The following is a 17,589-nucleotide window of genomic DNA, read 5'->3' on the forward strand; positions in this document are numbered from 1 at the left end:
GTCCGTCACCACTGATCTGAAAGATTGGCGGTCATGGACGTCGTCGTCGTTGGAGCCGGTCTTGCCGGTCTCGTCTCTGCTCGCCTTCTCGCTGCGGAAGGGCACCAGGTCACGCTCCTGGAGGCAGGCGACCGTGCAGGCGGCAAGCTCTTCAGCACCGAGGTCGCCGGTGTCCGGGTCGACGTGGGGGCGGAGGCGATGCTCAACCGTCGTCCCGAGGGCGTGGAACTCGCCCGTGCTCTCGGCCTGGAGGTCGAGCATCCGGCCCTGACCTCGTCACGGATCTGGACCCGCGGCGAACTGCGGCGGTTGCCGCGCTCGCTGATGGGCGTCCCGCTCGACGTCGACGACCTCGTCGACTCCGGCGTCGTCTCGCCCGAGACGGTGGCGACCGTGCGTGCCGAGCCCACGCTCGGCCCTGTCGTCCTCGAGGAGGGCCAGGACGTCTCGGTCGGCGACCTCGTGGCCGCGCGCTTCGGTGACGAAGTGGTCGACCGCCTCGTCGAACCGCTCCTGGGCGGCGTCTATGCCGGCAACTCCCGGTTGCTCTCGGCTCGGGCCGCGGTCCCGCAACTGGTGGCGTTCGCAGCTCGCGGCTCGCTGCTGAGGCAGGCTGCGGCGGTGCCCACCACCTACGACTCCCCGGTCTTCGCCGGGATCGCCGGCGGCATGGGACGCCTCGCTGAGGCGTTGCTCGCTGACGTCGTTGCCCGCGGCGTCGACGTCCGATTCGGGGCGGCCGCATCCTCGAGCGGTCGGGTCGAGGGCCGCTGGGTGGTCGACACGGAGGCGGGGGAGACCTTCGTCGGCGACCGAGTGCTCCTGGCGGCGCCGGCGCCGGTCCAGGCTGAGCTGCTCGCCTCGGTCGCTCCCGACGCCGCGGCCGCACTCTCGGACATCGAGTACGCGGCGATGGCGGTGATCACTCTGGCGGTGCCGCACGACCAGGCAGACGGCCTGCGCGCCATCGGGTCGTCGGGCTTCCTCGTGCCGCCGATCGAGGGCAGGCGGATCAAGGCCTCGACGTTCTCGTTCGCGAAATGGGAGTGGGTGCGGTCGGCGGGCGAGGCTGCAGGGCTCACATTCCTGCGCACCTCGATCGGACGTCACGGTGAGGTCGGCGTCCTCGATGCCGACGACGCGACGCTCGTGCAGTTCTCCCTCGACGACCTCGCCGACGCCACTGGCGTGCGGCTCGCTCCGGAGACGGTCCACGTCCAGCGCTGGGAGCAGGGCCTGCCCCAGTACGCGGTGGGTCACGTGGAGCGGGTCGCACGGATCAGGGCCGCCCTGCCGGTGGGTGTCCAGGTGGCCGGTGCGGCTTATGACGGGGTGGGGATTCCGGCCGTCGTGGCGTCGGCCGAACGGGCCGTCGTTGGGATGCTGCAGGAGCTCTGAGGCGCTGGTAGCCTCGCGGGACGAAAGGGAGTAGTCCCCAATCGCCGTGTCGACATACTGACGCCCTCGTGGTGTCCGGCACGGTGAGCCCGGCCCCGGGTGAAGACACGCGGCGGCAAGGCGGACGAGACTTTCGACCAGTTGACCCACCCATTTGTCATGGGGTCGGTGTCCGGTCGAAGGCGCTTCCCCGAGGGGCTCCTGGGCCGGCGGGCCCCTGAGAGGAATCCTGCGTGTCCGCCTTCCTGCTCAGCACCCTCGTCGGTGCCGGCATCATCTTCGTCGCCGAACTCGGTGACAAGAGTCAGCTCATGGCGATGGCCTTCGCCACCCGCTACAAGATCCGCGACGTCATCATCGGTCTGACCGTGGCCACCGCCGTCGTGCACCTCGCCTCGGTCGGTATCGGCTACGTCATCGGCGACGCGTTCGCCTCCTACCAGTCCTGGATCGAACTGGTCGCCGGTGTGGCGTTCATCTTCTTCGCGCTCTGGACCCTGCGCGGCGACGAACTGACCGACGAGGAGCGCGACAAGGCTTTGAGCGCGAAGTCGTTCGCGCCGATGGTGGTCGTGGGTCTCTTCTTCTTCCTCGCCGAGCTCGGCGACAAGACGATGCTCGCCACCATCACCCTGGCTGCGCAGGATGAGTCGTTCGCACAGTCGGCGGGCACCTGGCTGGGGTCGACGGTCGGCATGGTCGCCGCCGATGCGCTGGCGATCGTGGTCGGTGCGGTCCTGGGCAAGAAGTTGCCCGAGAAGGCGGTGACGGTCTTCGCCACCACCCTCTTCGTGATCTTCGGTGTGGTCCTGATCGTGAGCGGCATCCGCGCCATGTGATCGGCCCCGTCAATGCAGAAAGGTCCTCCGGTGCTCGGTGCACCTGAGGACCTTTCTGCGTCTCGGGGTCGTGTCGTCGCTGCTGGGTCAGCAGGCAGTGGTGGTCTCCTGCGTCTCGAAGTGCATGCCACCGATGTTGATGGAGTTCGTGCCGTCCTGGGAGGGGGCGTAGTTCTCGAACGTCATGGAGAAGTTCGAGACCTCGCCGGAGAACGACGCCTTGACGTTGCCGGTGGTGACGTCGTTGGCCGAGTTGCCGGTGCGGTTCAGCCACGGGTTGCTCGAAAGGCCTGCGCCGGAGACCTTGCTGTTCTTCGGCTGGGAGGGCGTGAACCGGCCTGCGGCGTCGGAGCCGTTGACGTGGGAGATGAAGACCCGGTCGCGCTGGTTGGGTGACCACCACTGGTTGGCGGAGTCGTCGTTGCTGTCGATGTCGGTGACGATGAAGGAGAGTCCCTGGACCGGGCGGCTGAACACGAAGGTGACGCGCATGGTCGCGACCTGGGTGCCGCGCTTGGTCATGGCGAACTTGATCGCGTCGGTGATGCCGTAGGTGGCGTCGCTCTGCTTGAGGTCGACGAACGAGTAGTGCGCCGGGTCAGTGGCCGGCGTGGAGTCGACGAACTCGGTGCGGATGGTGACGGTGACCGGGTCGATGCCGGCGAGGGAGGGCCGCGACGAGATGGCGTACGTCGTGCTGCTGGTGGGCTTCGTGCGGTGCCACACCATGGTGTGTTCGATCCGGCACTCGGCGCTGGGCCGGGTGACTTCCGCGCCGGAAACAGGGGGGACGCTCGAGGCGTAGGCCGGCGCGGTGGAGGCGACGACGACTGCGGGGACGGTCCACGTCGCGGCCCGGATGAGCGCGCGGCGTGAGTGGGGGGTGTGGGGGGTGTGGGGGGACACGAAACTGCCTTTACATTGAAGTACTTCTAGTATGTAAACGTCTCGCTTTGCCATTTATGACACGCTTCAATCGTGACGTCGATCACGTCATTCGTCGGGTGTCCAGGGCGCCGGTCTGTCACGGCCGCGATGTGGCCGTCCTGCCTAGACTCGGAGGCATGACCGATGCGCCCATCAAGTCCAACGCCGCTCGCATCAACGAGCTCAACGACACGATCCGCTACACGATGTGGTCGGTCTTCAAGCTGCGCGACGTCCTGGGTGACGCCGACCGCGCCGGCGAGGCCACGCAGGTCCAGGCCCTGTTCGACGCCCTCGATGCCGAGGGCGTGAAGGTCCGCGGCATCTACGACGTCTCCGGTCTCCGTGCTGACGCCGACGTCATGGTCTGGTGGCACGCCGAGGACTCCGTCCAGCTGCAGGTCGCCTACAACCGCTTCCGTCGCACCGCATTCGGCGCCCGGCTCGAGCCCGTGTGGTCGCAGATGGCGCTGCACCGCCCCGCCGAGTTCAATCGCAGCCACATCCCGGCGTTCCTCGCCGACGAGACCCCGCGCAAGCACATCTGCGTCTACCCGTTCGTCCGCTCCTACGAGTGGTACCTGCTCGAGGACTCCGAGCGTCGCCGCATGCTCGCCGAGCACGGTCAGATGGCCCGCGGCTACGCCGACGTCCGTGCCAACACCGTCGCCTCGTTCGCCCTGGGCGACTACGAGTGGATGCTGGCCTTCGAGGCCGACGAGCTGTACCGCATCGTCGACCTGATGCGTCACCTGCGCGCCTCGGACGCCCGCCGTCACGTCCGCGAGGAGGTGCCGTTCTACACCGGCGCCCGCTACGAGGTCGCCGAGCTGCTCGAGCTCCTTCCCTGATCCGTTCCTGATCGGCAGTCTGGGGGAGTGACCCGCACCCGAGAGGTACTCCTCCCCGTCGGCCCCGAGCAGGCCTTCGACTACTTCGCCGATCCCCGCAACCGTCCGCAGTGGCAGTCGTCGCTGCGGGCGGTCGTGTTCTCCGGCGACCCCGCCGACGGGTTCGGGCCGGGGACGTGCTGGGTCGACGTCACCCGGCCCGGTCTGCGTCCGTCGATGCAGACGACGCTCGCCGTGCCGGGGGAGCGCTGGGCCGAGACGGGCCGCTGGCGTGGTTTCGCGGCCGACCTCGTCCTGGCTTTCGCGCCGGTCCCGACCGGCTGCTCCGTCGCGGTGACGTTCCGGGTGCGGGCGCCGAGATGGTTGCCCGGCCTGGGGTCGCTGCTGACCCGTGCGGCAGTGCCGATGGTGGTGGCCGACGTGCGGCGGGCCGGAGAGATTCTGCGGAAGCGCTGACGTCTTCGCTCGCCGCCCAGCGGCCGGAGTGCGGCTCCTGCATGGTGCGGGCATGGCTCTGAGGGTGAGGGTGGGGCACCTGGGCCTCACTGTCAGGGGTGACGTCGCTGCGGCTGAGGTGGCGGTGACCTCGGCGATGCGTCCGTTGGCCTCTTGATGACGGGGTCGGACATTGGAGAGCGGCCACCCGGCGGGGTGGCCGCTCTCCGTGTGTGGCACTGGATCAGCAGCCGCTGTACTGCGGGGCGTCGAAGCTGAGGTCGGCGATGTTGAGAGTGGTGGCCGAGGCGCTGGTGCCGGCGTTGCGATAGACGAACGTGATCTCCGAGATTGGCTCGGACGTGCGGAAGTTGATGCGGACGTTGGCGTCGGAGGAGCTGTCGCCGGCGTTGAGGGAGCCGCTGTTCGTCGCGGTCTGCCAGGGCTTGGCCGAGGTGCCCAACGACGTCGGGTCGATGAACGATCCGATCGAGGCGGCGATCGTGGAGAAGTCGACGGCGGCCTTGTTGACGCTGGTCAGCCAAACCTTGTCGTACTGGTTCGTCCCGTTGGAGTCGATGTCGGTGATGGTGAACTGGAGGTTGGTCACAGCCGGGCTGAAACCCACGGTGACGGTCATGCCGAGTTCATTGGGGGAAGATGCGCCAGAGGCGCGCTCCATGGCGAACTTCAGCATCTTGTCGCCGTTGTTCACGCGCAGGGCCGCCGGGGCTCCCGCGGTCTGGGCGAGGTTCCCGGACTCGGGGAACTTGAACAGGTGCTTGCTCTTCGTCGGCGCGCTGTTCGCCTCGAAGGTGGTCTTCACGCTCACGGTGACCGGCTCGGGGGCAACGGCGCCGCTGGCCAACGCGGATGAGGTGGAGGTGGAGACGGTGGCACCTGCGGTTGAGGTGAACGTGACTGGAGCGAAAGACGCCATGGTCACCTTCTGTGAGGTCCAGGTGCAGGTGCTCGAGGCGAAGGCCGGCGCCGTGGCAGCGAGGGAGATGGCAGGCGCGCTCCATGCTGCGGTCTGCAGCAGGGCGCGACGGGATGTGGTGTGGGTCATGGAGAAGCTCCGAGTGTCGGGGGGAAACACTGACCGCAGGCGGGGGGATACCTGCAGTATGCGGAGCCAGTATTGCGGGATGTTGAACAATTCAGATTGCCGAGCCCCCGATTTCAAACGTGATTCGCATCACGCAAGGGAAAAGTGCTCAGGAATGCCGAAGGCCCGCCGTCGCAGGACGGCGGGCCTTCGGCGAAGTGGAGCGATCAGTCGGTCTTCGGCTCCAGGCGGATGCTGAGGGAGTTGATGCAGTAACGGTCTCCGGTCGGAGTGCCGAAGCCGTCGGGGAAGATGTGTCCCAGGTGTGAGCCGCAGGCTGCGCACCGCGTCTCGACCCGCTTCATGCCGAAGGAGTTGTCCTCGATGAACTCGATCGCGTCCGGGATCGCGTCGTAGAAGGACGGCCAGCCGCATCCTGAGTGGAACTTCGTCTCCGAAGTGAACAGGTCGGTGCCGCAGGCGCGGCACGAGTAGACGCCGTGCGTCTCGGTGTCGGTGTACTCGCCCGTGAAGGCGCGTTCGGTGCCTGCCTGGCGCAGCACCTGGTACTCGTCGGGCGCCAGTTCGGCACGCCACTCCTCGTCGGTCTTCTCCACGCGGTAACCCATGCCCCCCACGGTAACCCTCGGGAGAAGGGTCGCCGTGGGGGCCGATGCTGGGGGTAGGGCGCTGGGGCAAGGCGCTGGGGTCAGTGTGCGTGGGCGTGCGGAGCGACTCCGTCGGTGACCACGAGTTCGGTGACGCCCGAGGGCAGCGGGAGGCGGCGCTCCACCGTGGCGGTCACGAGGTCGACGACGACGAGCTCGGACGCCGCGGCGTCGCTGACGTAGGCGAAGTCGCCGACCACCTCGAGGACGGGTCCGGGCTGCTGCCAGTCCTTGTTCTCGGTCCACGGGGTGATCGCCTCGATTGCGCCGGTCTGGCGTCCCGTGGCCGGGTCGATGACGCGGATCGAGCCGTCGTAGGTGAGGACCAGTGCTTCGCCGTCGGGGCCGCGGCCCAGGGAGCGGAACCAGTAGGAGTCGCCGGCGTCGTTGCCGAGGCTGACGGTCCGCAGGCTTGCGTCACGGGTGTCGACGACCGCCACCTGGGTGGGGCGTTCGAGGTCGGCGTCCGGGTCGGTCTTGTAGTCGGTGAGGACGAAGGGTGACTCGGGGTGTCCGGCCAGGTTCCCGGTGCGGGCGTAGGTCTCGTCGATCTTCACCTTGTGGAACTCGCCGCCACGCAGCACGACCGGGCCGTCGGTGCAGCCGATCACGACGACGTCGCCGTCGCGGTCGTGGGCTGCTGCCGCTTCGCCGTGGACGTTGGGGCAGGCGTCGGTGCGGGCCAGCGTCTTGCCGTTGCGGGTGACGGCAACAGTGTGGCGTTCTTCGGCGGTTCCGACGGTGTGGAGCACGGCGTCGTCGTCGAGGATCATCGCGACACCGTGGTGCGCGGCGCCGGTGGCGAGTCGTTCCTTGGGGGCGTCGGGCGTGGTGAGGTCCTCGGTGCGCAGCACCTCGATCTCGCCGGTGCCGTCGGAGAAGAGGGCGGTCCAGCCCTCGTGCGGGACGGCGTGTCCGGCCGTGGGGGAGTCGTGGGTGACGGGGGAGAGCCCTGGAGTGTGCTCGTGGTGGTGGGCGTGGTCACCGTGCTGGGCGCTGACGATGCCGGTGTCGAAGACCCTGAACTTGTCGCCGTCCGCGACGACGACGTGGCGACCGTCGCCGGCCTCCGAGAGTCGGACGAAGCCGTCGGTGTGCGCCGTGGTGACCGTCTCACCGGTCTCGGTGTCGAGCAGCGTCAGCGTTCCGTCGTGGGCGACGAGGGCGCGCGGCGTGATCGCTGCGACCTCGCGGGCATCTCCGCCGACGACGACGGCAGGTTCGCCTCTGTCGGGGCTGTCGGTGGCACGCGGGGACGAGGTGTCGGTGCCGCAACCGGTGGCCACCAGGGCCAGGGGGACGAGGGCGGACAGGGTCAGGGTGCGAGTCCTGCGGGACATGGTTCGGGACATGGGGAGCACCATACATGGGAATGAGAATCATTCTCAAGTGTGGGTGCTGGCGGGCGCCCCTAAGGTGGGTCCATGGGGAAGAACGACGAGGCACACGTCCGGGTCGGCGACCGCGAGGTCCGCATCTCGTCGGCCAGCAGAGTTCTGTTCGAGGCCACCGAGCGCACTCCGGCGCTGACCAAGCTCGAGGTCGCCCAGTACTTCGCCGACGTGGGGGACCCTCTGTTCGCCGCGTTGCGGCATCGCCCCACAGCTCTGGAGCGCTGGCCTTCGGGGTGGCGCGACGGCATGCGTCTGGCGACCTCGGGCTCCACGAAGGACGCCGACGGCTTCTACCAGAAGCGACTCCCTCAGGGAGCCCCGGAATGGATCGAAACGGCCACGGTGCGGTTCCCCTCGGGGCGTCCGGCCGACGAACTCTGCCCCACTGAACCAGCCGCCGCAGTCTGGGCCGCGCAGATGGGAACCCTCACCTTCCACCCCTGGCCGGTCCGTCGCGACGACGTCGAACACCCCGACGAACTCCGCATCGACCTCGACCCCCAGTCCGGCACCGACCTGCGCGACGCTGCTCGGGTCGCGCTCGTCGCCCGCGAACTCCTCGACGGTTTCGGGATGCAGGGGTACGTCAAGACCAGCGGCAACCGCGGCCTGCACCTCTTCGTCCGGATCCGGCCCGAGTGGGACTTCGTCGACGTGCGTCACGCCGCGATCGCGTTCGGACGTGCGCTGGAGGCCGCCGATGCCTGTGTCACCACCGCGTGGTGGAAGGAAGAGCGCGGTGAACGGATCTTCGTCGACTACAACCAGAACGCCCGCGACCGCACCATTGCCTCGGCCTGGTCGGTGCGCGCGCTGCCGGGCGCACCGGTCTCCACGCCGCTGGAGTGGTCGGAGGTCGCAGGCCTGCGCGACGCCGCGCAGTTCACGGTTCACAACGCCCGCGAACGCCTTGCGCACGGCGACCCGTGGAAGGGGATCGACGACGTCGCCCACGACCTGACTCCGCTGTTGGAGGCCTGGGCGGAGCACCCGGTGGAGCTCAACTACCCGCCCGAGTACCCCAAGATGCCGGGGGAGCCGCCGCGGGTGCAGCCCTCGCGCAAGGTCGCGGAGCACTGGCCCGAAGAACGCTCGTAAGAGGTTCCACACGAGGGTTTGTGAGCATTGCCATGTCGCCACACCGACCCCCGGAGTTGTTCCCGGATGAGGCGAGGGGCATCGTAGGTTGCTTGTGCGGGCGTGGCTGAGGCCACCGCACGAAGACCCACTGGCTAGAGTTCGGAGGGTCTGGACAGACGATCGAAGAGAACGAGGTGACACCGTTGGGTGACGTGATCGGTTACGTCCCGGGCGTCTACGACCTGTTCCACGTCGGGCACCTCAACATGCTCCGTCAGGCCCACGCCCAGTGCGACGTGCTCGTCGCGGGTGTGGTGTCGGACGAGATGAGCCAGCTCGGCAAGAACGTGACCCCCACCGTCCCGCTCGAGGAGCGGGTCGAGATCGTCGGCGCGATCGGCATCGTCGACCGCGTCTACGTCGAGAACAGCCTCGACAAGCGCGACGCCTGGCGCGACGTGCAGTTCACGCACCTCTTCAAGGGCGACGACTGGAAGGGCACCGAGAAGGGTGCCCGACTGGAGGCCCAGATGGCTGAGTGCGGCGTCGAGGTCGTGTACTTCCCCTACACCAAGCAGACGTCCAGCACCGCCCTGCGCCGCGCGCTGGGTGAGCCGGGCGCGACCCCCGTCCAGGAGCAGGCCTCGTGACCAACGAAGCATCCCCGAGCGCCGCGGCTCCGGCCGTCCGCAACCCCGGGACCGACATCACCGACGAGGGCGTCTTCGTCCCGGTCGGCACCGGTGTGCAGGTGCTCAACCTCGAGGGCGAGTTCCTCTGGTCCCTCAACCCTGAGCGTGACGGGCACCCCCACGAGGACGGCGTCCTCGTGCCGTGGCCCAAGGTCCTGCGCCCGCACCTCAACGGTTCGGCGCGCCTCTCCCTGACTGACGCCAACGGTGAGAACGCGATCTTCGACGACGTGGTCTCCCTGGGCAACGGTGAGGGCGAGTTCACCGTCGTCGACAAGTACGGCTTCCCTGTCTCGGTCGACAAGGTCGGTCACCTGCAGCGTTCGTTCGCCGCGACCAACCAGCAGATCAAGGACGAGATCCTCTCGGGCACCGTCAAGGTGCTCGACGAGCTCCGCGACATCTGTGGCGTCGACGCCTACCTCAACTACGGGGCCCTGCTCGGTGCCGTGCGCGACGGCACGATGATCGCCCACGACTCCGACACCGACCTCTGCTACGTGTCGAAGTTCGACCAGCCGGCCGACATCATCCTGGAGTCCTTCCGCATGGAGCGCATCCTGCGCAACCGCGGTTGGAAGGTCCTGCGCATGTCGGCAGGCGACATCAAGCTCCTGCTGCCGCTGAGCGACGGACGTCAGTGCCACATCGACGTCTTCAGCGCGTTCTGGATCAACGGCGTCTTCTACCAGTTCGGCAACCGTTCGGGACACCTGAAGAAGGAGTCGCTGCTGCCCCTGGGCACCATCGAGCTCGACGGCTACACGTTCCCTGCCCCGCGCGTGCCCGAGGACATGATGGCGTTCCTCTACGGCGAGAACTGGCGCATCCCGGACCCCTCGTTCGCCTACGCCGACCCCGAGCCCGGCAAGCGCCGACTCAACGGTTGGTTCCGCGGCTTCCGTTCCGTCATGGGCATCTGGGGCGAGTTTCACAACGGCATCGGCATCGGCACCGAGGCGCGCGTGCGCCCCGAGCAGAGCGCCTTCGCCGAGTGGGTCCTGGCCGAGCTGGCCGACGAGCCCGACGCCAAGATCGCCGACGTCTGCGCCGGCGCTGCCCGTGACGCCGTCTGGTGGACCCAGCAGGGTCGCACCGTGCGTGCCTACGACTACTCGATGGCCGGACGCAAGGCGGCCGTCGCGCTGGCCAAGGAGGAGAACGTCGACCTCCACGTCGAGCAGCTGATCCTCGGCGAGATGCGCACCACCTTCAAGGTCGCCACCGAACTGGCCCGCGACCCGCACCACATGGCGTGCCGTCTGGGCGTCAACGCCCTGGAGGACCACGAGCGCCTCAACCTGTGGCGTCTGGCCCGGATGGCGCTGCGTGCCCACGGCGGTCAGCTGTTCCTCGAGTTCAGCGCCGAGACTCAGGACGGTCTGCGTCGTCCCTCGCCGGACCGCCTGATGCGCCGCATCAACCCCCAGATCATCCGCGACGAGATCGAGGCGGCCGGTGGCCGTGTCGAGTTCGAGGAGATCGTGGAGGGTATCGACATGATGGAGGAGCGCGACCCGGCCGTGTGCCGCATGCGTGTCACCTTCCCCGCACCGGGCCACCGCCCCATCGACGAGAAGTGAAGAGGAACCGTCCATGAGCAACCCCCTTCGTGAGCGCGCTGCCCGCGTCAAGGCCAGCGCCCGCCGCCTCATCACCGAGCGCAACGACCTGGAGAACCGCGTCCGCGTGCTCGAGGCCGAGGTGCAGGAGAACCGCGCCCTCAACCGTCGTATCGCCGAGCTGACCGACGTCGTCGGTGAGCTCCTCCTCCCGGTCGCCGACCAGGACGAGGCCAAGGTCGCCGAGGTCCTCGCGGCCTACCGCAAGTCCATCTGACGCAGCCCCACCGCGTCGCTCGTCGAGGCCCCGTCCAGCAGTTGCTGGACGGGGCCTCGACGCATGTGCGGGAGCCTGTGTGCGTCGGTCGGGTCAGTGGAGTTCGTGCTCGATCAGGTGCAGCACCGGCACGCCGAGCTTGCGGCGGGCCTGGGAGGCCCAGTCGACGTGGAAGAACTCCTGCACGACGTGCGGGCTGGTCAGCACGATCGCCTCACGGGCGTCATCGGCCCGGGTCGCGGCGGCGAGGGCGTCGATCGCGGGCCCCTCGACCACGCGTCCGACGGCGCGGTACTGGCCGGACCCGAGCACGGACAGGCTCTCGCCGAGCTGACGTTCGGCCTCCTGCCGGAACTCGGCCCGCACAGCGTCGAGCTCGTCGTCGTCGAGCACCAACGGTGCGGCGAACATGTCACCCGCGGCCAAGGTGCCCATGGTGCTCTCCAGTCGCGCTGCGGCGTCCTGGGCCGGGATCAGGACGTGGTAGACGACCTGGTCGGCGATCTCGGAGTGCAGGCCCTGGATCTGGGCGGCGTCGGCGGAGGAGATCTCGTGCTCCACCAGCACCACCACCTCGTAGGTGCCGATCCCGTCGTTGATGTCGTCGGTCCCGCCCGTGGCGGGGTTCGGGTCGAGTTGCTCGGTCATGGGGCCCTCCGGGTGTGTCGGACTGGTCGCGGTTTCACTGGTCGGGGCGGGCGGAGAGGATCTCCGCGAGGTCGTAGGCCGCCACCTCGTCGAGTTGGTCGTAGGTGCAGGAGACGGGGTCGCGGTCGGGACGCCACCGCTTGAACTGGGCGGTGTGGCGGAACCTGGTGCCCTCCATGTGGTCGTAGCCGACCTCCAGGACCCTCTCGGGGCGCAGCGCGGTGAAGGAGAGGTCCTTGCCCGCGCTCCACCGACTCTGGGTGCCGGGCTTGCGGTCGGGGTTGGCGATCGCCCAGTCCGAGGCCGCCCACGGGTGCTCAGGGCTGTCGGTGACGAGGTCAGCGAGGTCGTCGACCAGTTCGGCGCGACGCTTCGCGGTGAACGACGCCGCCACCCCGACGTGCTGCAGGTGGCCGTCAGGGGAGTGCAGGCCCAGCAGCAGGCTCCCGACGAGCGGACGTTCGGGCGTGGAGTCCTTGTGGAGGCGGTACCCGCCCAGCACGACGTCGGCGGTGCGGGCGTGCTTGATCTTGAGCATCGTGCGTTGGTTGGGGGTGTAGGGAGCGTCGAGGGGCTTGGCGATCACGCCGTCGAGCCCGGCGCCCTCGAACGTCGTGAACCACTCGCCAGCCAGGGCCGTGTCGTCGGTGACGAGGGTGAGGTGGCAACGGGCGCCGAAGGTCTCTCCGTCCGCGTCACGGTCCACCAGGTGCGCCAACGCATCCTCGAGCAGGTCGCGGCGTTCGACGAAGGGGAGCGCGGTGACGGCGTCGTCACCCAGGGCTAGGACGTCGAAGGCGACGAACCCGGCCGGGGTCTCCTCGGCGAGGGTGAGCACTCGGGACTTGGCTGGGTGGATCCGTTCACTGAGGGCGTCGAAGTTGAGGCGGTGCACCCCGTCGGGCCCCGGCAGGGCCACGAACGCCTCCCCGTCGACGACGCAGCGCTCGGGCAGGTCGCGCAGGACTGCGGTGACGAGCTCGGGGAAGTACCGGGTGAGCGGCTTCCCGCCGCGGCTGTACAGCTCGACCTCGTCGCCGTCCCGGAAGACGAGGCAACGGAACCCGTCCCACTTGGGCTCGAACAGGAACCCGCCGCTGGTGGGCACCGACGACGTCGACTTCGCCAGCATCGGGCGCACCGGTGGCATGACGGGGAGGTCCATTCCTCGACGCTAGCGGTGCGGGGCGCGCCCCGCCACGGTTTGTGGGGCGGCCTTTGAGGAACGTCAGGCCGGCTCGACTAGAGTGCTCGACGCGGGGCCAGCCCCGCGTTCCCCGGTTGGTCTGCCGGCAGGGCCCGCCTGACTTTGAATCAGGACTAGCGACGTAGGTTCGACTCCTACCCGGGGAGCAAGGCATCCTTCGTGACGCCGCGTGAGGAGGCCGGTCAGGCCGACCCCGCGCGCATGGAGACACGCAGAAGGGGCGGCCCGAGGGCCGCCCCTTCGCAAAGAGATTCCGCTCAGAGCGAGTGACGCTCAGAGGCCGATCTCGTTCACCGCGTACGTCGCCTGCTCGACGGTGAACTGGCTGCCGTGCTCGGAGCTCAGCTGGTCGATCAGGCCCTGACGCGAGAAGGACGAGAACTCGAGGTAGTCCTCGGCGGACTTCACGGCCTGCTCCTTCCAGTCGACGTCGAGCTGGTTCACGGCGAACTCAGCGTCGGCGACCGGGAAGTCGGAGCCGTACTCGGAACTGAGCTGGTCGATCAGGCCCTGCTTGGAGAACGAGGAGAATTCCAGGTAGTCCTCGGCGGACCTGACAGCCTGTTCCTGCGACTTGGTCATCGAGGGTTCGGCAGCTTCCTTGGCCTTCGCTTCCTCGGCCTTCTGCGCGGCTTCCTCCGCCTTGGCTGCCGCCTTATCGGCGGCTTCCTCTGCCTTCTTGGCAGCCTTGCTGACAGCGTCTCCTGCCTTCTCGGCAAGCTCGGAGCCAGCAGGGGCTTCTGCAGTCGTCCCCGGATCCTTCGTGGAACTCTGGGACGACGCGGCCGAGGTGTCGTCGGCCTTCTCGTCCTCGCCTGACGATCCCACCGCAGCCAGAACCACGACGACGCCGCCGGCGATCCACCAGCCCTTCTTCTTGTACCAGGGCTTCTTGGGCTCAGGGGCGGACATGGGGTACGGGGTGGGGTGAAGCGTGAACTGATCGGGCATGGGGTTCCTTTCGGCAGAACTCTGTCGACCGTAGGGAGGCCTGTTCCCGCTCGCGGGCTGTTGCAGCAATCGTGAGTCGGGAAACAGGCGAGAAGGGCCGGTGGCCCGCAGACGCAGGGGCGTCACTCGTGGCGGAAGGTCGCCACGAGTTCCTGCAACTGCGCCGACATCTCGGTCAGTTCGGCCACGGCGGTGTGGTTGCCGCGCAGGTGCTCGGCGGCACCCGAGGCATCGCCTGCGACCTTGTCGACGAGGGAGGCGATCTCCTCGGCGCCGGAGGCGGCGTCGGTGACGTTGCGCGTCATCTCCCGGGTGGTGAGGGTCTGTTCCTCGACCGCGGCGGCGATGGCGATCTGGGAGTCGCTGATCCGGGCGATGACGACACCGATCTGTTCGATCGCGGTGGCAGCCCCGGTGGCGTCGGTCTGGATGGCGGTGACTCGGCGGGTGATCTCCTCGGTGGCGCGGGCGGTCTCCTGGGCGAGTTCCTTGACCTCACTGGCGACCACGGCGAAGCCCTTGCCCGCCTCACCGGCGCGAGCCGCTTCGATGGTGGCGTTGAGCGCGAGGAGGTTGGTCTGGGCGGCGATCGAGGAGATCACTGCCACGACCTCACCGATCTCCTGCGACGAGACGCCGAGTCGGTCGACGCTGACCGCGGTGGCCTCGGCGCCGCGGACGGCCTCGGCAGCGACGTCGGCGGCATCCTGGGCGCTGCGGGCGATCTCCTGGATCGAGGCGCCCATCTGTTCGGAACCGGCAGCCAGGGTCGCGACGTTGCGCGAGACCGCGACGGCGGCGGTGCTGGCACCCGTCGCGTCGTCCGCGGTCCCCGAGGCCGACGCTGCGACATTCGCGGTGGTGGCGGAGATGTGCGCTGCGTTCGCGGCGACGGTGTCGGCAGAGGTCGCCATCGTGGCCACGATCCGGCGCAGCGAGGCCGTCGTCGTGTCGAACGAGGTGGCGAGGTGCCCGATCTCGTCGCGCTGGTGGACGTCGGGGGAGGCAGTGAGGTCGCCTTCGGCGAGCCGGTCGAGGGCGTCGACCACGCGACCGACCGGTCGCACGATCGAGCGGGCGGCCGCGACGCCCAGGGCAACGGAGAGTCCCACGACGACGCAGGCCAGAGCGACGATCATCCGGCGTGCCATGACAGCGCGGCTGTCGGCCTCCGCCGCGAGTGCGAGAGTGCGGACCTCGATCGAGGCCGCGAGCGTGGCGGTGTCGTCGAGCAGGGTCTCCCACAACTGGCCGATCTTGCCCTCGTTGAGGACGAGGAAGGCGTCGTGCATGTCCTCGGGGGACGTGGCCCGTGCGAGATCAGCGGTCCACACGTCGGTGGCGTCGAAGAAGGAGGACCAGTCGGTGCGGATCCGGTCGAGGATCGTCCGCTCGGAGTCGACGAGTGCGCCTGCGTGGAACGCGTCGAGCAGTGCGGTCGCCGCCTCGCGGGTCTCGACGAGTCCCGCGGCGTTGTCGGCGACCAGGGCGGCCTCGGGGGAGGTGGCACTGGCCTCGGCGTAGATGAACGCCTCCCAGCTGATCGCGTCGTTGGCCAGGTAGCGGAGCTCCTGGACCTCGTCGCGCGCAGTGGCCAGCCGCTCCTGGTCGGCGCGCACGGTCACCTGGTCGTGCACCGCGTAGACACCGGAGCCGGCCACGACGGCCAGCAGTACGGAGAGCAGTCCGAAGGCGAGGGCAAGGCGCCGCCCGATCGGCAGGTTGCGAAACAGGGTGCGCACGGGGGCCTCGCTGGTGTCGGTGCTGTGGGACGGAACCCTGAGATCGGCGTCACATCGTGCGACCTGAGTGATTGTTGACACAGTTTGAACGGTTTGAATCTCGGATCCGGAGAAACCCGTCCGTGTGACCTGTGCTTCCTGTTCGACCCGGCGGCGTCGGGGCGCCCCGGACGCAGGACTACTGTTTCTCGCATGGAGAACGTCACTGTCATCGTTCTGGCCGCTGGGGGCGGCACCCGGATGAAGTCGAAGACCATGAAGGTCCTTCACCCGGTCGCCGGTCGATCCATGATCGGTCACGTCCTCAAGGCCGTGCAGGCTGTCGAGCCGCAGAAGATCGTCGCCGTCGTCGGCCACCAGCGTGAGCAGGTCGGACCGCACATCACCGCGATCGTCCCCGACGCGGTCCTCGCCGTGCAGGAGACCCAGGACGGCACCGGCCACGCCGTGCGCGTCGCGGTCGAGGCTGCGGGTACTGCCAGCGGCACGGTCCTGGTCTCCGCCGGTGACACCCCGATGTTGCGCGGTGAGAGCCTGCGCGAGTTCGTCGCCGACCACCAGGCCTCCGGCCGCGCCGTCTCGATCCTCTCGGGTCGCGTCGCCAAGCCGTTCGGCTACGGCCGCATCGTCCGTGACGAGGCCGGCGCCGTCGTCGCGATCGTCGAGGAGAAGGACGCGACTGACGAGCAGCGCGCGATCGACGAGATCAACTCCGGCATCCTCGCCTTCGACGCCGAGTTCCTCCTCGGTGCACTGCCGCGCCTGAGCAACGACAACGCCAACGGCGAGTACTACCTCACCGACACCGTCAAGATCGCCCTCGCCGACGGCCTCGCGGTCGGCGCCCATCAGGTCGCCGACGTCGCGCAGACCGAAGGCGCCAACGACCGCGCCCAGCTCGCCGAACTCGGTCGCCAGATGAACGCCCGGATCGTGACGGCCTGGATGAAGGAGGGCGTCACGGTCATGGATCCGGCGACCACCTGGATCGAGGACGACGTCGTGATCGAGCGCGACGTCACCATCCTGCCCGGCACCCAGCTCCTCGGCGCGACCGTGATTCGCGAGGACGCCGTCGTCGGCCCCGACACGACGCTCAAGGACACCGAGGTCGGCTCCGGAGCCCGCGTCGTGCGCACCCATGCCGAACTCGCTGTGATCGGCGACGGTGCGACCGTCGGCCCGTTCTCCTACCTGCGCCCCGGCACCCAGATCGGTGCGAGCGGCAAGGTCGGCGCGTTCGTCGAGACCAAGAACGCCGTTCTCGGTGAGGGCGCGAAGGTTCCGCACCTCTCCTACGTCGGCGACGCCACCATCGGTGAGCACACCAACATCGGTGCGGGCACGATCTTCGCCAACTACGACGGTGTCAACAAGCACCACACCACCGTGGGTGCGCACGCCCGCACTGGTTCCAACAACACCTTCGTCGCGCCGGTCGCCATCGGTGACGGTGCTGCGACCGGCGGCGGCACCGTCGTGCGCGAGGACGTCCCTGCCGGTGCCCTCGTCGTCCCGGGCGCCAAGCAGCGCCTGATCGAGAACTGGGTCCTGGACAATCGCGCAGGCACCAAGCAGGCCGACGCCGCGCTGGCTGCGACCCACGCCGACGGGGCCCTCGAGCACAGCTGAGACCCCTGCTGTTCCGCCCTCCGGAACGCCCCGCGGATGCTCGTCCGCGGGGCGTTCTGCATCCATCTGGAAGTGTCGGCGGTCCATCGGCCGATCGACTCGGTGCGCACATCGTTCTCTGGTGTGAAGTGGACGACACCGTCGTCCGGCCGACGGGACCCGGCTTGGGAGCGAGAGGGGTGGTGGGTAACACTTGCAGACGCCTACTGCACCAGCGTGACCGGCTAGGAGAGCCCTA

General features: G+C 68.7%; 17 protein-coding genes and 1 tRNA gene. 10 read left to right on the top strand and 8 right to left on the bottom strand.

Features of this window, described 5'->3' with window-relative positions; genetic code table 11:
• Positions 1-33 precede the first annotated feature (33 nt).
• Together hemG and EOV43_RS02950 are read left to right on the top strand one after the other, a co-directional pair.
• Complete coding sequence (gene hemG / locus EOV43_RS02945; protein ID WP_128219610.1) at positions 34-1,398, top strand: protoporphyrinogen oxidase; 1,365 nt, start codon at positions 34-36, stop codon at positions 1,396-1,398.
• A gap of 233 nt (positions 1,399-1,631) precedes the next feature.
• A complete protein-coding gene (locus tag EOV43_RS02950; RefSeq protein ID WP_128219611.1) occupies positions 1,632-2,237 on the top strand; it encodes a TMEM165/GDT1 family protein in 606 nt (201 codons plus the stop codon).
• Positions 2,238-2,324: 87 nt separating this feature from the next.
• Here the strand turns inward: EOV43_RS02950 and EOV43_RS02955 are convergent, their stop codons facing one another.
• On the bottom strand, positions 2,325-3,143 hold the full coding sequence (locus tag EOV43_RS02955; protein ID WP_128219612.1) for a hypothetical protein: 819 nt from the start codon (positions 3,141-3,143) through the stop codon (positions 2,325-2,327).
• A gap of 158 nt (positions 3,144-3,301) precedes the next feature.
• Here EOV43_RS02955 and hemQ point away from each other — a divergent pair, with 158 nt between their 5' ends.
• Positions 3,302-4,015 (top strand): hydrogen peroxide-dependent heme synthase, encoded by a 714-nt coding sequence (hemQ, locus tag EOV43_RS02960; protein ID WP_128219613.1) that lies wholly within the window; start codon positions 3,302-3,304, stop codon positions 4,013-4,015.
• A 27-nt stretch (positions 4,016-4,042) separates the two neighbouring features.
• A complete protein-coding gene (locus tag EOV43_RS02965; RefSeq protein ID WP_128219614.1) occupies positions 4,043-4,471 on the top strand; it encodes an SRPBCC family protein in 429 nt (142 codons plus the stop codon).
• Between the two features lie 223 nt (positions 4,472-4,694).
• Here the strand turns inward: EOV43_RS02965 and EOV43_RS02970 are convergent, their stop codons facing one another.
• The 3 genes from EOV43_RS02970 to EOV43_RS02980 all read right to left on the bottom strand — a co-directional run bounded on the left by EOV43_RS02970 (position 4,695) and on the right by EOV43_RS02980 (position 7,518).
• Positions 4,695-5,519, bottom strand: a complete 825-nt coding sequence (locus EOV43_RS02970; RefSeq protein ID WP_128219615.1) for a hypothetical protein — start codon at positions 5,517-5,519, stop codon at positions 4,695-4,697.
• Between the two features lie 206 nt (positions 5,520-5,725).
• A complete protein-coding gene (gene msrB / locus EOV43_RS02975) occupies positions 5,726-6,127 on the bottom strand; it encodes a peptide-methionine (R)-S-oxide reductase MsrB (RefSeq protein ID WP_128219616.1) in 402 nt (133 codons plus the stop codon).
• Positions 6,128-6,207: 80 nt separating this feature from the next.
• Positions 6,208-7,518, bottom strand: a complete 1,311-nt coding sequence (locus EOV43_RS02980) for an NHL repeat-containing protein (RefSeq protein WP_128219617.1) — start codon at positions 7,516-7,518, stop codon at positions 6,208-6,210.
• A gap of 72 nt (positions 7,519-7,590) precedes the next feature.
• Between EOV43_RS02980 and EOV43_RS02985 the strand changes: the two genes are divergently transcribed.
• The 4 genes from EOV43_RS02985 to EOV43_RS03000 all read left to right on the top strand — a co-directional run bounded on the left by EOV43_RS02985 (position 7,591) and on the right by EOV43_RS03000 (position 11,171).
• A complete protein-coding gene (locus tag EOV43_RS02985; RefSeq protein WP_128219618.1) occupies positions 7,591-8,658 on the top strand; it encodes a DNA polymerase domain-containing protein in 1,068 nt (355 codons plus the stop codon).
• A 194-nt stretch (positions 8,659-8,852) separates the two neighbouring features.
• The gene (locus EOV43_RS02990) at positions 8,853-9,290 is read left to right on the top strand and encodes an FAD synthase family protein (RefSeq protein ID WP_239022272.1); all 438 of its coding nucleotides are present in this window, start codon (positions 8,853-8,855) and stop codon (positions 9,288-9,290) included.
• Entirely contained in the window at positions 9,287-10,915 is a 1,629-nt protein-coding gene (locus EOV43_RS02995) for a class I SAM-dependent methyltransferase (protein ID WP_128219620.1), read from the top strand. Before EOV43_RS02990 ends, EOV43_RS02995 begins: the two co-directional genes overlap by 4 nt.
• A 13-nt stretch (positions 10,916-10,928) precedes the next feature.
• Positions 10,929-11,171, top strand: coding sequence for a DUF6752 domain-containing protein (locus EOV43_RS03000; RefSeq protein ID WP_239022199.1), 243 nt, complete (start codon positions 10,929-10,931; stop codon positions 11,169-11,171).
• A 93-nt stretch (positions 11,172-11,264) separates the two neighbouring features.
• Here the strand turns inward: EOV43_RS03000 and EOV43_RS03005 are convergent, their stop codons facing one another.
• Together EOV43_RS03005 and EOV43_RS03010 are read right to left on the bottom strand one after the other, a co-directional pair.
• Positions 11,265-11,819: a nucleotidyltransferase family protein gene (locus tag EOV43_RS03005; protein WP_239022200.1), complete on the bottom strand. Its 555-nt coding sequence runs from the start codon at positions 11,817-11,819 to the stop codon at positions 11,265-11,267.
• Positions 11,820-11,853: 34 nt separating this feature from the next.
• A complete protein-coding gene (locus EOV43_RS03010; RefSeq protein WP_128219621.1) occupies positions 11,854-12,984 on the bottom strand; it encodes an ATP-dependent DNA ligase in 1,131 nt (376 codons plus the stop codon).
• Positions 12,985-13,093: 109 nt separating this feature from the next.
• Between EOV43_RS03010 and EOV43_RS03015 the strand changes: the two genes are divergently transcribed.
• Positions 13,094-13,172 (top strand) — tRNA-Gln (locus EOV43_RS03015).
• Positions 13,173-13,299: 127 nt separating this feature from the next.
• On the opposite strand, the gene EOV43_RS03020 is transcribed toward EOV43_RS03015, so the two are convergent.
• Positions 13,300-13,977, bottom strand: a complete 678-nt coding sequence (locus EOV43_RS03020; protein WP_128219622.1) for an Ltp family lipoprotein — start codon at positions 13,975-13,977, stop codon at positions 13,300-13,302.
• Positions 13,978-14,099: 122 nt separating this feature from the next.
• On the bottom strand, positions 14,100-15,719 hold the full coding sequence (locus tag EOV43_RS03025; protein ID WP_128219623.1) for a methyl-accepting chemotaxis protein: 1,620 nt from the start codon (positions 15,717-15,719) through the stop codon (positions 14,100-14,102).
• 192 nt (positions 15,720-15,911) lie between these two features.
• Between EOV43_RS03025 and glmU the strand changes: the two genes are divergently transcribed.
• Entirely contained in the window at positions 15,912-17,351 is a 1,440-nt protein-coding gene (glmU, locus tag EOV43_RS03030) for a bifunctional UDP-N-acetylglucosamine diphosphorylase/glucosamine-1-phosphate N-acetyltransferase GlmU (protein WP_128219624.1), read from the top strand.
• Positions 17,352-17,589 lie beyond the last annotated feature (238 nt).

Source organism: Nocardioides yefusunii, from assembly GCF_004014875.1.
Lineage (GTDB): Bacteria > Actinomycetota > Actinomycetes > Propionibacteriales > Nocardioidaceae > Nocardioides > Nocardioides yefusunii.

What these genes read in the sequence shown, in the direction of transcription:
- hemG (WP_128219610.1), top strand. Translation starts at nt 34, where the DNA reads ATGGACGTCGTCGTCGTTGGAGCCGGTCTTGCCGGTCTCGTCTCTGCT.
- hemQ (WP_128219613.1), top strand. Translation starts at nt 3,302, where the DNA reads ATGACCGATGCGCCCATCAAGTCCAACGCCGCTCGCATCAACGAGCTC.
- EOV43_RS02970 (WP_128219615.1), bottom strand. Translation starts at nt 5,519, where the DNA reads ATGACCCACACCACATCCCGTCGCGCCCTGCTGCAGACCGCAGCATGG.
- msrB (WP_128219616.1), bottom strand. Translation starts at nt 6,127, where the DNA reads ATGGGTTACCGCGTGGAGAAGACCGACGAGGAGTGGCGTGCCGAACTG.
- EOV43_RS02980 (WP_128219617.1), bottom strand. Translation starts at nt 7,518, where the DNA reads ATGTCCCGAACCATGTCCCGCAGGACTCGCACCCTGACCCTGTCCGCC.
- EOV43_RS02985 (WP_128219618.1), top strand. Translation starts at nt 7,591, where the DNA reads ATGGGGAAGAACGACGAGGCACACGTCCGGGTCGGCGACCGCGAGGTC.
- EOV43_RS03000 (WP_239022199.1), top strand. Translation starts at nt 10,929, where the DNA reads ATGAGCAACCCCCTTCGTGAGCGCGCTGCCCGCGTCAAGGCCAGCGCC.
- EOV43_RS03005 (WP_239022200.1), bottom strand. Translation starts at nt 11,819, where the DNA reads ATGACCGAGCAACTCGACCCGAACCCCGCCACGGGCGGGACCGACGAC.
- EOV43_RS03010 (WP_128219621.1), bottom strand. Translation starts at nt 12,984, where the DNA reads ATGGACCTCCCCGTCATGCCACCGGTGCGCCCGATGCTGGCGAAGTCG.
- EOV43_RS03020 (WP_128219622.1), bottom strand. Translation starts at nt 13,977, where the DNA reads ATGCCCGATCAGTTCACGCTTCACCCCACCCCGTACCCCATGTCCGCC.
- glmU (WP_128219624.1), top strand. Translation starts at nt 15,912, where the DNA reads ATGGAGAACGTCACTGTCATCGTTCTGGCCGCTGGGGGCGGCACCCGG.